Source organism: Lysinibacillus sp. FSL M8-0134, from assembly GCF_038069745.1.
GTDB classification, from domain to species: Bacteria; Bacillota; Bacilli; order Bacillales_A; family Planococcaceae; genus Lysinibacillus; species Lysinibacillus irui.
Window position 1 is genome coordinate 1922664 of record NZ_JBBPAJ010000001.1, and the last position, 15892, is coordinate 1938555.

Sequence of the window (15892 nt, forward strand, 5' to 3'; positions counted from 1 at the left end):
TTAAACTAGAAAAGTATAGAAAGGTAGCTTACTATTGCTTTTTATCCAAACCCTCGCTTAGAGATTGTGCCACAGCCACAAATCTTTTTATCCCTTCACTTAATTGTTGTTCATTTACATAAGAATAGCTTAAACGTATCCAGGATGATTGTTGTTTTAAAGGATCGCAAACTTGACCTGGCACGAAGGATATCGATTGTTCGATACTTTTTGTTAATAATAATTCAATTGGAAGATGATCTGGGAGCTGCACCCATAAATTAAGACCACCTTTTGGACTGACCCATTGCCAATCTGTTGCTGCTAGCTCTTTCTCCATGATTTCCTTTCGAATCTGTAGGGCGATTCGAATTTTCTCCAAGTGCTGCTGCAATCTTAGTGATGTAAAGTAATGAAGAAAAATTTTTTGATTGAGAAGCGGTGAACCATTATCAGCTAACGATTTGACTGTTTGTAGTGCATTCAGTAAGGATGATGGACAAATAACAGCTGCAATTCTCAAACCAGGTGAGATATATTTACAAAAGCTTCGGATATAAATGACGGTCCCACCAGTATCATATGTGTAAATCGGTGGTGGCGGGGCATGATCAAAAAAGATGTCGTGATAGGCATCGTCCTCAATGATTAGAAATCTGTATTGTTCAGCTAACTCAACGAGTTTTTTACGCTGTTCGATGGGAACAGTATAACCAGTTGGATTATGGAATGTTGGATTGAGATAAAATAGGAGCGGTTTATATTGTTTAATATAGGTTTCAACCTGCTCTAAATCGTATCCGTCCGGATGGATATCCACTGTCACAATTTGTGCGCCTTGTGCCCTAAAACTATCAATCGCTGCACTATAACTTGGACGTTCAAATAAAACCACGTCGCCTGGTTGAATAAAGGCTTGAGCGATTAAGTGAATGGCTTGCTGTGAGCCAGAGGTGATTAACAGATTACTTGCATGGATGTGAGTTTTATATTGATTGATAAAATATTGAGCGAGTGTTTCACGTAACTCCAAATCACCTTGCACCGTAGAGTAGGTTGCAAGTACTTTTGGATAAAGGTCAAACACTTTTTTTACATATTCTGAAAAATAATGATTCGGCAAAAGATTGGGATCAATTAACGCCTGAGAAAACTGATAGGAAACGGGTGTTTGATGGATTTCAGATAAATGATTTTTTTGTACATAGGCAGAAACAATTGGATTATCCAGGTTTAGGGACTCAAGATTTTTCTTCCCATTTGATTGGACAAAATAGCCTGCCTTATCTTTTACATAAACTTTGTCATGCTGTTTCAGTAATTGATATGCCTTTAAGACGGTTAATCGATGCACATTCATTTCACATGCTAATTGCCGTACGGAGGGAATCTTTTCGTGTTCTTTCCATTCGTTACGTTCTATTCTGTGAAGGACATAATCGTATACTTTCTTAAAAAGATAGTCTTCATTTCGAATTGCTTTCCTCACATCGATTCCTCCTTTTCAAAACGATTGTACCACGCCCCACTCGAATCTGTTCTATCTTATTCAATCTGTTCTATCCTCTGTCTTTTATGATAGAAAAAGAGGAGGAGTTTTATATGGTTATGATTAATTATTTTTTTATGTGTTTGATTTTTGGAACAACATTTTTAGCGATTAAAATTGGTGTTGATGCAGGCGTGCCTCCATTTTTATCAGCTGGACTTCGTTTTTTCTTTGCTGGTTTGCTACTATTTAGTTTTATGAAGTGGAGAAAAAAAACGGCAATAGGGTTATTATTTCGGAAAGAAGTGTTTTTTACAGGACTAGGTTTAACTTTTGGGACGTTCGCCACATTGTACTGGGCAGAACAGTATGTGACATCAGGGATTGCAGCGGTCTTATCTGCTACTGGGCCAATGATGATTATCATTATTCAGACATTCCTATTAAAGCAAAAAGGAAATCGGCTATCCTTCATTGGTTGTATCGTCGGAGTCCTTGGTGTCATACTCTTAATCTTACCTAGTTTTTCAATTGAGATTAGTCAATTCTGGATGATAGGTTGTTTTGCCATTATACTGGGTGAAACTTTTTACGCATCTGGCACGATTTATACGAAGCATGTCATCCAAACGTTTGAAACGACATCACCGATTGCTTTAAATGCAGCGCAAATGATGCATGGTGGGATCTTATTAATCTTGTTGTCATTGTTTACAGAGAACATACAGCTTCATTATCTTATAAGCCCAGCTTCCATCGGCTCACTTCTTTACTTAACGATTGTCGGTTCTATGATCGGTCATAGCATCTATTATTGGCTTGTCTCAAGAACAAATCCTGTGTTTCCTTCTACATGGCTGTACATTTCACCATTAATTGCCGTAATGCTTGGTGTTATCTTCTATCAAGAATATATTTCTTGGCTAACAGGCATCGGAACGTTAACGATTATTGTAGGAACGATTTTAGTTAATTTTGAAACATTACAGAAGCTGCATTGGAAGAAGAGAGCTGTTATTCAGGATATAAGTCGAAGTTAATCGTATGTGCAAGAGTTTTTTTAAATTTCCTTTGCCAAATGGAAGACAGAAGTTGCTGTATATTTTTGATTGAAGTTGGCATAGATGTTGCCTTTTACCTTGTCCCGTTACAGTGAGCAAAGGGCGTTCCGAGAAATCAATAGCCGAGACAAAATATTTTAGCTAAAGGAAACCGAACAAATTGCTAATAATTATGTCCCAGCCTTGTGATCCAGTTATGGCAGATACCTAAGTCTATTTTGATGAAAATAAATATGTCTTTTTGGGATTGAAATGACCAATACCTTTTAGTGGATAGTCAAAAAATTCTAATAACTCTTTTGGTTTTCGTTACCTAAATACACAAATATTTTATATTTTAGTAAAAATATTTACAATTAGGAAAATTAATGAAATAATGAATATGTAATATTTGGGATTATTACCGTAATATTCAATCTAATACTCACACTATACAAAAAGGAGAATTTTATGTTGAAAAGATTTATTCTCATTTATAATGCTATTATTTTTTGCATTTGGATTTAATAGTATAGCCAATGCAGAAGAAAATAATGAGTTATCATCAACTCAAAAAGAACATATGAGACAATTAGGTTTCTCAGAACAAATTATTGAGTCAATGACACTAGATGAATACTCTCACTATGAGAACTCTATTCCAGTAGAGCCTTTCGTTCAAACGGAAACAATATATAAAATTACATCTGATCAAGATGGCGAAGTAAAAAAAGTTGAACAATTTAATGAAGTTGATGGTTTACAAAAAATGAATTTGGAAAACTATTCGTTTCCAGCAGCTACAGCAGCAAGTTGTTCAGGTACGATTTGTACAGAAACAACAAGTTGGATGTCCATGACTACTACTGCTACAAAACTTGGCAACGGAAGAACAATGCTTCATAATAATTTTACTTGGTTAAAAAATCCTAATGTTACTCTTACTGATATGGTTGGACTAACTTATAATGATAGTGCAGTAATTGAGCCATCTACTATAAAATTTTCATATAAATGGAAAGATGGTGTAGGAGACCATTCAAGAAGTTATAAAGATATGAAGAAAAGTCCTCAAGGTTTAGCAGCTACATTTGATATTCAAGGAATAGGTACAAATGCTGGGGCAAGTAATCACCATGGCTATATTTCTGTTGAGGTATCTAAAGGAAATAAAAATGACGTAAGTGCAAATGCTTTTGGGCATTACACACATACAACATTTTCATTTAATATCACAGTAACTATAAAAACAGGTGATATTGGATTAGGTGCGACGACTGCAGAAACTAAAATGACTTCTACCGCTATCAAGTTTAATTTCTAAAAAAAAAATTACAGGTGTGATTAAATGATTGATTTTATTGTTGCTACATCGGTTTTGATGAATCCAATACTTACCCTAGTTTTATCTTTAAATGTATGTCTTTTTATAATCAAAATTTCCAAAAATGATTATCAAAGAATTAAAACAAACATAGTATGGATATGTATTTCTAGTACGTATATCATCTTTACTTTAACAATGTTGTTCGCCAACATAGGTAATATATCCTGAATATTCACCTATATTTTATAACAACTATATAGGTAGAAAATTTTACCATTATGAATAGGTTGGTCTATTTATAGTAAGTATTGGAATTTTAGGAGAGTTAATCAAGAATTGACGCTAAGTCATTTTACTCAAATAACAAGTGAAAGTATTACTTTAGAGAGCACCCCTAATATATGGATATATCCTTTATTAGGAGGTGATCTCTTTTAATGATGTAATTCCGAAAAAAGGAAGTGAATAACTATAACTGTTGTATAAACGCACTCTTAACTTTCTCAAATTCATGTTGAGAAGTCTTCTTTAACTTGGGGAATTCTGAGGCTGAAATACATTATAGCACCTTCTATTGCTTGAGGATTAATTTTAATTAACTTTATAAGTTATTTCATTAACATACCCCAAAGCCAAATTAGTACTAGTATCTTTTATTTTACAAAGATTTGTGAAATAGTCTTCAAGTACCTCATTACTACACCCTAATTTTTCATGAATTATTGTGTCAGCTCTTAGAGGTGAATAAATGGATAGCAATTTTGATACGCATTTTCTTTTCACTTATTTCATTGGGAGAATATAAAATAAATCCCATTAGTGCACTTAAAAATGAAAACGCAATAATGATATAAATTGACTTTAAATCAAAAGCCATATTGGGATAATATCTTTGTCTTAAAATAGCTATAATAAAGAGTATAGGTGCAAAGATAATCAAAAAATTCCAAATGATGCTTTGTACAAATTCGGAAAATTTTATATATGTATACCCCTTTACAATCCAAGCATTTTTTAAGGACAGGCACATACTGCCCTGATGTAACTGCACGTTCCCCATTAATCTAACTCATAAAGCTTATGTTTTACCTAAAAAACGTTATCCTCGCAATAAAGAAAAACCTTTCCGTCAACTGTCTCAAAATAATAGACATCTTTAAGATTAATCCGTTGAACCCTTCTATTGAAATTTTCAAATTATCACCTTCGAAATTCAAACTATTTCAGGTTAGATGTCCGTGATTTTACTAGTACCATAATGATTTGGAAATAACAACCTTCAGACCATTAGAGCATAATCAACTTTAATTCTTATTTTTTAATAAAACTTTATGTGGATATGTTATGGTGAAGCGTATTAAAAATTTTATATGAGATTATAGAAAAACCCTTTTCTTCAACAATCAGGTGTATTTCTTTTATAAAAGGTTACTAAAGGGTGCTTCGGGTAGGATAAAGATATATTATAAACAATACAATTTCTTGTAACGAAAAGCATTTTAATTCTATTTATAAGTATCCCAGTTAATAGTTAAGAAAAGGAGGGGGCAGGTGGAGGATTTAAGTGGAATCTATCAATCTTATGCAGATGAAGTAAAACGGTTTCTTATTTGTTTAACATCGAATGTAGATTTAGCGGAAGAGTTAACACAAGAAACGTTTTATCAAGCGGTTAAGTCAATCCACCGTTATAACGGTGATTGCAAAGTATCTGTCTGGTTATGCCAGATTGCCAAACACACTTATTATAATTACTTAAAAAAGGAGAAGAACCATCTTAATGCCAGTGTAGAAAATATGATGCAATTGGGTTTAGAAATCCCTTCAAACAAGGATTTACCAGAAGCTACGCTCATAAAGCGCAGTACACTGATTTCTATACATAAAGAAATTCATCGTTTACAGGAGCCTTATCGGGAAATCTTTTTACTCAGAACATCGATTCAACTTAGTTTTAAAGAAATTGGTGAGATATTTGATAAAAGTGAAAACTGGGCAAGAGTGACCTATTATCGTGCGAAATTAAAACTATCAGAAAGGATTGATCCGCATGAATTGTAATATTATTAAAGATTTAATGCCATCTTATATGGATGAAATTTGTAGTGAAGAGACTGCAAAAGCTGTTGAAGAACATATAGAACACTGTGAAAAGTGTCAGCAAAACTTACAGATGATGAAGCAACCAACCAATAACATTCAAGTGCTGACAAAAGAAGTAACCGTAGCAAAAGAGCCTTTTAAACGAATTAATAAAAAACGACGTATTCAAGTGCTTATAGCAGTTATGATTACCTTTATGATGACAATAATAGGAGCATGGATCGTACAAGATGTTGGGGTTGTCAATGACATCTTTTTCCCAGATGAGTGGGGAATTGCAACTGTACCGGATGATAAGGAAGAATGGGAGGGTGTAAAGTTTAATGATCAAAACTATATCATATTTGATAGTATTTTTTGGAGAAAAGCAATCGTGAATCATGCGAATAATGAAAAGAACGTGTTAGTAAGAGTAAAAGATGATAACGACAATATAGTCATTGATGCAGTGCAAGTGCCGGCAGGAACAAGTGTGAAATTAGAGGGCTTGAAAAGACATGAAAAATATTATATTGAAATCAAAGCGCCACAAGGTAAATTTACTATTAATGCGATATGAGAAAAAACGATACTAGTCATATATATTGAATTATTTCTCAAGAAAAGGGCAGTTTGTTTGAGAAAAGTAAACGTATAATTTTATATTGAAATGGTGAAGGATTGAATTTTAAGTTTGTTTTGGCATTTATTCTATTTCAGTATAAAAAACGCTAACCGAATGATTAACGTTTTATACATGATTGAGGGAACACGCAAGTGTATTTGGTGTATACTATATTAGATTCAAAAAACGATTTCGAATAATGAAAGCCCTCAAGTTTCTAAAGTAAGAATGAACAATTGGATTATAAGGAGCCGTTTTCTAATATAGAGTTGGAGTCGGAGGAGAACAACGGAAGGAGTCGATGTCTCTTAAAGCAATTGAATATTGATTCCATCTTCCACCGAAAAACCTGTAACCATAAGCTCTTTCGTGACCCACAGTAGTCAAGAAGAACCAGAAATTGTCACCGTTTCTAAGCCACATATACGTGAAACGAAATAAACAATTTTCAAGCCCCCTTGGATTCTGGCCATAGAAAGGCATTTCTTCCATATATCGCATATGTCAGATTCACTCCTTTTTAAAATTAGACTTATAACCAGTTTATGCCTAAGGTCAGAGCTTGGGTTGGATGTATGCCCTGCATAGTTTTGTAAGAGGAAGCAGCCACTGCTAAATCGACAAGCTAATATTCCTTGTTAAGTGTAACGGGCACATTTCTTTAGTATGGAAGGGTCTTTCTTCATGAAATGGGCTATATTGGAGAGGAATGGATTATTTTTAAATATACAAGTTTAAATTAATCACGGTGAACCGTATCATAAGTAAGAGAGATTGTCGTATATTCTATTATCAGATACCAGAGGATTTTGCATTTCCACAGATCAACAAAAAGGACGGATATAATGAAATATAATAAAACAACTATGCTAAAGCTTATCAATGAACATCGAACGTTGCATGATGAATTAAAAAAGCTAAAATCTGAAATGGGTTTAGAGAAAAATTTTGCAGTAAAGGCATTGTACCATTCCTATGTTGCAGAGGATGGTCCTTATATGAAAGAATACCAAGATTTAGAGCGATTATAATAAATAGATGTTGCCACTAACAAATAGATGGAAGTAACACGAACCATTTTGAGCTGATGAGTAGATGATACTCATCAGCTTTTTTACGTCTCGCATTGTGATAACAGTAAGGAGAAAATGTTATCGCTGTCTAGTCAAATGGGCGCCACTTCGACCATGTCAGTCCCTGTGGAAAGGGTAATCCTATGCTGCCGTTTTTCCTTCTGAGAAAATATAGTTACTAGAAATGAAATTCAACAGGATAAAAGGCCTGTTAATACGATTCTCATTAACTATGTAAAAGATTTATAATGTACTATTTTACATAAAATTTAGAATATTAATAGTAAATTACAATGTATTTATTATTTATCTGTTAAAATTAATATGTTAATCAAGATTTTGGTGACCAAAATTTTGTTAATTGAATTCTTATCAAATAGGAATGAGGGAGGTAGTACTCTAAGTATGGGAATTTGGTGGAATTAAAAAATTGCGTTAACTATTTCACCGATAGTAGGAACCTAATACCCAAATTACAATCGGTAACAGGTTTATCAGTTTCGTTAGGTTTACAGGTGAGGGGAACACAATAATTGAATAACTTCACAGAAACTCTTTGATCATTAATAAAAAAATATAAGGAGCTAAACGAATGAAGAGATATAAAATTAATTTCGTTTCCAAAATTGCGTTATCATTTTTACTAGTCATTTCAATGATTTTGCCTTACTTTACAGTTGTAAAGGCTGATACGACAGAGGCTATTGGAGTGGGGGAAGCGGTCAATCAATTTGATCCAACCACAGTGAAGAGTAATGTTACTGTAGAAGGATATATCGTAGGGTTTGCCAAAAGTGAAACTTCATATTCAGTGATAGCAGATAGTGACACAAATATTGCGATTGCCGATACACCGGGTGAAACAGATGTCACGAAAATGCTGTATATTCAATTACCAAGCTCCTATAGAGCCAATTTCGGTTTATATACTAACCCAAGTAATCTTGGGAAAAAAGTTAAAATAACAGGTTCACTAGAAAAATATTTTGGCAACCATGCAGGGCTAAAATCACCAACTTCAATTGAGTTTGTTGGGGATGATACAACTGAACCAAATCCTCCCGAGACGGCAACAATTGCCGAAGCTCGTGCAGCTGTTGGAACTGACCGCACAGTTCAAATTCAAGGGACGGTTACGACAACACCTGGTAGCTGGGGAGGCAAGGCCTTCTATGTACAGGATGAGACAGCAGGGGTATATGTCTTCTCTAGTTCTGCAGAAGCAGGGAGCTTAGCTGTCGGAGATATTGTCAAAATCACAGGGAAAACTAGTTTATATAGTGGAGAAGTTCAATTTAATTCACCGACAATTGAACGACTTTCTACAGGGACAGCACCTGCACCACAAACAGTGACTCTTCCGATTGATGACAGTTTACAAGGTGAATTAATTACAATTGAAAATGTGAAGATTAAAGATTTAGCGCCATCTGGTACGTATGGTACATTTGAATTTAAAGCGGTCGATGCTGCAAATAACGAGCTGTTAATTCGCCATGATAACCGTACAGGCTATCAGTTCTCTCAGTTTGAAGCAGATGGATTCAATAACAAAGATGTCATCACCGTGACAGGGATTGCGTCAATTTTTAACGGGACATATCAATTAAAAACGTTAAGCGCGGAAAGCTTCCAATTAGTATCAAACTATGAGCCAACTCAAGTAGGGAATATTAAAGCTTTACCAGCAACAGGCGAAGTTTACGCAGGAACAAAAGTAACATTATCTACAGATACACCAAATGCAACAATCTATTACACGATAGATGGTACTGAACCAACAACAGCTAGTGAGATTTATGATGCAGCAGCGGGCATTGTTGTAAATAAAGCCATGACAATTAAAGCATTTGCTACTGCAACTGGTTTAGACGATAGTGAAGTTGCGTCCTTTAATTTTACAGTGAAAGAAGAGCCGACCGTTATTTCCATTACGGAAGCACGAAATAAAGAAATCGGACAAACTGTCATCGTATCAGGTATTGTAACAGCAAAATTAGAAACAGCTACAGCACACATTCAAGATGAAGATGGTGCGGCGATAGCCATTTATCCTGCAGATAGTCTTGCTGCCAATGTCGGTGATCGGGTGACGGTGCAAGGTCAAGTAGCTGAATATAGCGGACTAAAGCAATTAATGAATATTTCGCTTGTTGGCGTGCCTGTTCCTTCGACAATACCAGAGCCGCACATTATCAAAAGTAATGAGGTTGCAGAAGACAATGAATCGAAATTAGTAACAATTAAAAATGTGGCCATTACTGGTTCGGGTCAAAACTTTACAGGAACTGACGAAGTAGGCACATTTGCTATTTACGATAAAACACGAGACTCAGGTTTAGTGAGTGGAAAAACGTATGGGGAAATTACAGGGATTATTGGTCAATATACAAACCATCAACTGCTCCCGATTCGCATTATTGAAGATGTAACAAAGGTGCAGGATATCAAAGCTTCTCACGTTGGAGGCGTAACAGCTGGCACGAAAGTCTCGCTTTCTACAATGACAGAAGGTGCAACGATTTATTACACAATGGATGGCTCTACACCAACAACAGCAAGTACAAAGTATACAGAGGAAATCCTTGTTAATAAACCAATGACGATTAAAGCGATTGCGGTAAAAGAAGGTTTAACAAACAGTGCAATAGCTACATTTGTTTATGAAATTATTGATACTAAAAATGCCAAGATTAGTGATATTCAAGGAGCAAGTCATACATCACCATATGTTGATTTAACGGTAAATGATGTGGAGGGAATAGTAACATTCGTTATTAATTCATCGAGCTTCATTATGCAAGAAGTCGATTCGGCATTCGATGGCGTAAAATCAACTGCGATCAAGGTAAATAAGTCTGCACATAATGTAGCGGTAGGGGACATTATTAAAGTATCAGGAAAAGTAATGGAAGAGGGTGGCAACTCTCGATTGAAAGATACGCAAATTTCAGCAGCCAATATTACAAAAACAGGTACAGCAGTAATTCCAGAAGCGCTTGTGATAGGAGAGGACCTATTCCCACCAAATAAAATAATCGATAATGATGCCTTTAGCATTTTTGATCCACAAGAAGATGGTATTGATTTTTGGGAATCAATCGAGTATATGCGTGTATCATTCCCAGAAGCAAGAGTGATTGGACCAATATATAATAATGATTCTCCAATTGTTGTACCGAGCACAACCAATAATACATTTAATGTCAATGGCGGTTTAAATATTGCGGCCGATGATTATAACCCCGAAAAAATTATGCTTGAAGGGGTAGCAGGGAAAAACTATGATTCAGGTGATCGTTTTAATGAAGCCCTTATCGGTTTTGTAGAGAATTTTACAGATGGCTATCGACTGAACACGAATAAAGTATTCCCGGAAGTGACAAAGGCGAATATTCAACAAGAAGTGACGCATCTCGAACCAGTAGCGGACAAGTTAAATGTCGCTTCTTATAATATCGAAAACTTCTCGAATAATCCTGCCAACACATCAAATGAAAAAGTAGCCAGAATTGCATCGACATTTGTGAAAAATATGAAGTCACCAGATATTATTACATTAGTCGAGGTACAAGATAATGATGGGCAAATTGATTCAGGAAATGCTGATGCATCAGAAAGCTACATGCGATTAATTAATGCGATTAAAGCTGCTGGTGGCCCTGCTTATGATTGGATTGACGTCATGCCAATTAACAATACAGTAGGTGGTGCACCTGGTGGTAATATTCGTGTAGGTTACTTATATAACCCGACGCGTGTTTCGTTAGTGACAGGTACAAAGGGATTGGGTGACCAAGCGAATACGTGGACAGCAGATGGAAGCCTTGCTTTAAATCCTGGCTTTGTAGATCCATCAAAATTTGTAGATACACGTAAACCAATTGCAGCAGAATTTGAATTCCAGGAAGAACGAGTAGTTATTATCGGAGCTCACTTAAATTCTAAAGGTGGGGATGGCTCACTGTGGGGACCAACGCAGCCGCCGGTGTTAGAATCCGTAACGAAACGTATTCAGCTTGCTCAAGCCATCAATGATTTTATCGATGAAGGACTTGCCATAAATCCGGAATTAAATATTATTGTAGCAGGGGACATGAATGACTTTGAATTCACACCAGCTCTTGAAACGTTAAAAGGTGATGTATTAACGAATATGGTAGATAAAGCTCCAGAGCAAGACCGATTTACGTACTTCTTCCAAGGGAACAATCAAGTGTTGGATCATATTTTAGTTTCGAATAATCTTGCTGATGATGCGAAAATTGACTTAATTCATATGAATGCGAACTTTACAGAAGCACAAGGGCGTGCATCGGATCATGACCCAGTCTTAGTTCAAATTGATTTGAAGGCAGGGAATGAGGAAGTGCCAACACCAATCATACCTGAAAATGTATACAACTTTGATAACTACAAAACAGGTAAGTTAATAATGAATCGCGAAAGTATTTCGCTAACGTTAGGGAAAAATACGAACATTAAAAATGGAATCGCGGTATTTAGTGAATATGCGGAATTCCACGGGGAAGGATTTGCAGACAAAACAGTAACAATTAGTCCGAAAAAAGGAAATGCTATTATTGATTTTAAAGGTACACAAATTGGAAAAATAATTATCGAAGGAAAAAATGTAAAAGAGATACGAAATTTACCTACTGAAGCGAACATCACCTATACGAAAGGGGCTTCAGAAGAGGAAATTGAGTTTAAGTAATAGCTCCTTGCGGTAAGTTGATTTATAAACATAGAGTTTAGTAGACAAAAAACCGAAAATGGAATGTTGTTTAACGTCATTAGGGAAAAATTCCTTAATGACGTTTTTATGTATTTTTGAGCATCATGTATTTAAATGAATTACCTTGAAAAACTAAGGTTTCAACTTTTAATTGACTATTACTTTAAATCATAAATTGGATAATCTATGTTATTATTTAAATGTAAGTTTTGATAAATTTTGTTATTAATTAGTTGATTTAAACTCTTACTTATTTAGACAGGAGGTAGCGATGACATGGAACAAAAATTACTAGAATTACTCAACGAAATATATCCAGTGGATTTTATAAAAGTTGAAGCAGTAACAAATGAAATGTTTCGCTGTACCGCAACACAAGGTGAATACTTTGCAAGAATAACAAACTACAAAGGTTATGATGAACAATTAGAAGAGGTTACATATACAAACTACCTACATAATGAAGGACTAGGTGTATCACCTGCAATTGTCTCAATAAAGGGTAGAGTGGTAGAAAAGATAACCTTAAACAAAAAGGAATTATTAACTGTTCTTTATGAATCCGCAGCTGGTAACCATTTACCAAGGAATGAATGGAATGCAAATGTTTTAAAAGAGTTAGGTAGACAAATAGGTAAATTACATCGCCTCTCTAGAAAATTTGAGGAGATACATCCGACTAGATATATCAATGATTGGTATGAAAATGAGGAGTATGCATTCTTGAAATACATTCCTGAGGAAGAGAATACGATTAGAGATGTGGCATAAGAAATATTAAGTACAATAAAAAACATGCCAAAAGACAGTTCGAATTATGGATTGTTACACGGTGACTTATGGTTAGAGAATATATTAGTAGATCAAGATTTAAAGCTGTCAATGGTTGATTTTCAAGATTGTGAGAAAAATTATTATATCTTTGATTTAGCTGTTCCCATATATAGTGCGATCGAGTATTCATTTGTCGGTGGTGGGAACATCATTGAATATGGAAGAGGTATTACAAAAGCAATCATCGAAGGATACCAAGAGGAAAACAATCTCCCAAAGGAAATGTTAGATAAACTTCCTCTATTTATCAAATTAAAAGAAATCTTTGAGTATAGCTTGATGCATATGTATTGGAATAAAGAAAACTTAACGGAAGAACAGATAAGAATAATGAACCATTTTAGAATGAGAATTGAAAAAGATCATTCTTTCCTTGACACAAACGGTTTGTTGAATCAAATCAAATAAGGGATTAACTGTAATTGTAATAGAAAGTGAAGAACTAGACCCTTTATCATGCATGCCTTTAAAAATAATCTATCAAAAATAAACGGACGCTTTTCTGTAATAAGGAAGGTGTCTTTATTCATAGAAAGGACTATTAATTATTAGAACGAAATGTTTTGTAAGTTATTAAGTAACTTCATTAAAAAGGGTATTTATAGGAATTTGTTGAATAATTTAACAAAACGATAAAAAAATGTAATTAGGAGTTCGTTTAATTGAACTTATGTGGGGAGGTTGCAGACCCTTCAAATTATTCCTAACAGAGATTTTAACTACTTGACTTGCTAAGGGAGGAGAAGATTTATGACTTATAATGAGGTTGTTAAAATGGGTGATACATATTTACTTCCATTAATATCAGAGTTGTACCAGTTGGAAGGCTATGAAATCAAGCCAGTTCAAGCACATACTGGAGGGCGTAATGTTGTTTATACCTGTGAAAAAGAGGGCACCGACGTTAAAATACTTAGAATCGCTTTCTTAAATGACAGAAGCCGAGAAGATTATCTTGGCGAAGTTGAGTATATCAGGTATTTATTCGAGCATGGCGGAAGTGTCTCAGATGTCATCAACTCAAGAAATGGGAATCTCTTAGAAGAGATTACTCATCAAAATTATACCTTTTTTGTCTGCCTGTTTAAAAAGGCTAAGGGAAAAATGCTTGTGGAAAATAATTATCAGTACAGGGAAGGCGTTTCGATTACCGAATATTATTATAACTGCGGTAAGGTGCTGGGGAAACTGCATCAATTATCGAAAGAATATAGTCCCGTCCATCGTCGGTATAGCTTTTTTGATAAGTACAATGTCGAATATATTAATAAATTGATACCTAGCTCCTTAACTCTGCTTAAGGAGAAGCTAGTCGAGCTACTTAAAACCTTAGAAGGTTTGGACAGGAACAGTGAGTCTTTCGGTATGATCCATTTTGATTTTAACGATGGGAATTATAAGATAGATTTTGATACAGGACAAATAACCGTATATGATTTCGATAATTCATGTTTCGGTTGGTATATGTATGACTTAGCAGATCTTTGGACACAAGGAGTGGGCTGGAAACAGTTTGAACTGGATGCGGGAGAACGCAAAAAGTTTATGGATGATTATTTTAATTCTGTCCTTGAGGGATATAAATCTGAGACCAGTATCGATAATACGATGTTGGATCAATTGCCCGTATTTATCGAAGCGACCATTATGGAGAATATTTTAGATAGATTTGAAATGATGCAGAATAATGACGAAGAGCTGGAGTGTGACAGGGAGCTGTCCTATCTCATAAAATGTCTGGAGGATGACATCCCGTATAAGGGTTTTTTCCATGAAATCTACTCTTGTGAAGAACCTTTTGAGTATGAGGAACGAAATATTTAGTCTTTTTGAAATACAGGGAAAGGCTTGATGACGAATTCCGGGTGCCAAAACAAGGAATTATAATTAAATAAAATCATGCTTTAAACGAAGGATTATGGCAAGCAGGGGACTTCCTAAATGGAAGTCCTTTTAGGGGAACTTCTTATTTTGCGTGTTATCAACAATTGAAAAGCACTCAAACACAAAAGGTCCTATACAAAACCTTTACAAGCTCACTAATTTTCTTACGCCCTCGGCAGGAATCAAACCTATATCTTAAGAAACGCAATCTCATGTGCTTTCCATAATAGAGTTTATTCCCGAGGGAAGCTAATACATCTAGCGATTTACAATTATTAGTTAAAATCACTGCGTGTTATTTATGCGAACATTGAGCATTCATTTCGTCCTCACTTTTTGGGATGAAGAAATATCAGAATTTTACCATCCTCAACGTCGTTAGAATAACGTTCAGCTGCATCATCTGGGACTCCAATTTCCATAAGAGCATGTTTTAACCCGCCAGCACCAGAGTTAGCCCCTACGACTGCTCCCCCAATTGTTGTAATAATAGGACCTGCAGCCAACACAGCGCCAAATCCGGGAATCAAAACAGTGGATAATCCTGCTATCACGCCTGCTATGCCAATTGCAGCCCCAGTTGCAGCTCCAGCAAGGGCTCCATCTATAGTGGAGGGTTTTACTTCCTGTGTGTTTTCAGATAATTCTTTTGCTTTTTTAGTAATAACTGAAATTTCCTCAGTTGTATAGCCTTTCTCTTTTAAATTTTCAACAACTTCAGCCGCTCTATGTTCATTATCGTATACACCAATAACTTGATTCTTCATTAAAAATTACCTCCTGTTTGCTTCAGCTGTGTTTTCTTTACCCGTTTTTTTGTA

The 15892-nt window shown here is 35.2% G+C and carries 9 protein-coding genes and 1 pseudogene; 8 read left to right on the plus strand and 2 right to left on the minus strand.

Annotated elements, in window-relative coordinates; all coding sequences use genetic code 11:
- Window positions 1-31: 31 nt before the first annotated feature.
- Window positions 32-1468 carry an aminotransferase-like domain-containing protein gene (locus MKY49_RS09640; protein WP_341386081.1) on the minus strand — a complete coding sequence of 479 codons (1437 nt, stop codon included), beginning with the start codon at window positions 1466-1468 and terminating at the stop codon, window positions 32-34.
- 113 nt (window positions 1469-1581) lie between these two features.
- Here MKY49_RS09640 and MKY49_RS09645 point away from each other — a divergent pair, with 113 nt between their 5' ends.
- The 8 genes and pseudogenes from MKY49_RS09645 (at window position 1582) to MKY49_RS09680 (ending at window position 15011) form a co-directional block, all read left to right on the plus strand.
- Window positions 1582-2508, plus strand: a complete 927-nt coding sequence (locus MKY49_RS09645; RefSeq protein WP_312506138.1) for a DMT family transporter — start codon at window positions 1582-1584, stop codon at window positions 2506-2508.
- Window positions 2509-3007: 499 nt separating this feature from the next.
- Window positions 3008-3832, plus strand: a complete 825-nt coding sequence (locus MKY49_RS09650) for a hypothetical protein (protein WP_341386082.1) — start codon at window positions 3008-3010, stop codon at window positions 3830-3832.
- Window positions 3833-5386: 1554 nt separating this feature from the next.
- Window positions 5387-5896 (plus strand): RNA polymerase sigma factor, encoded by a 510-nt coding sequence (locus tag MKY49_RS09655; protein ID WP_341386083.1) that lies wholly within the window; start codon window positions 5387-5389, stop codon window positions 5894-5896.
- Window positions 5886-6497 carry a zf-HC2 domain-containing protein gene (locus tag MKY49_RS09660; RefSeq protein ID WP_341386084.1) on the plus strand — a complete coding sequence of 204 codons (612 nt, stop codon included), beginning with the start codon at window positions 5886-5888 and terminating at the stop codon, window positions 6495-6497. The genes MKY49_RS09655 and MKY49_RS09660 overlap by 11 nt, the downstream gene beginning before the upstream one ends.
- A gap of 890 nt (window positions 6498-7387) precedes the next feature.
- Window positions 7388-7573, plus strand: coding sequence for a hypothetical protein (locus MKY49_RS09665; protein WP_274796908.1), 186 nt, complete (start codon window positions 7388-7390; stop codon window positions 7571-7573).
- Window positions 7574-8207: 634 nt separating this feature from the next.
- Window positions 8208-12332, plus strand: a complete 4125-nt coding sequence (locus tag MKY49_RS09670) for a chitobiase/beta-hexosaminidase C-terminal domain-containing protein (protein ID WP_341386085.1) — start codon at window positions 8208-8210, stop codon at window positions 12330-12332.
- 297 nt (window positions 12333-12629) lie between these two features.
- Window positions 12630-13595 (plus strand): annotated as a pseudogene (locus MKY49_RS09675) (phosphotransferase enzyme family protein).
- 342 nt (window positions 13596-13937) lie between these two features.
- Window positions 13938-15011: a phosphotransferase enzyme family protein gene (locus tag MKY49_RS09680; protein ID WP_341386086.1), complete on the plus strand. Its 1074-nt coding sequence runs from the start codon at window positions 13938-13940 to the stop codon at window positions 15009-15011.
- 389 nt (window positions 15012-15400) lie between these two features.
- Here MKY49_RS09680 and MKY49_RS09685 read toward each other — a convergent pair whose 3' ends face one another.
- A complete protein-coding gene (locus MKY49_RS09685) occupies window positions 15401-15838 on the minus strand; it encodes a general stress protein (RefSeq protein ID WP_341386087.1) in 438 nt (145 codons plus the stop codon).
- Between the last annotated feature and the right edge of the window lie 54 nt (window positions 15839-15892).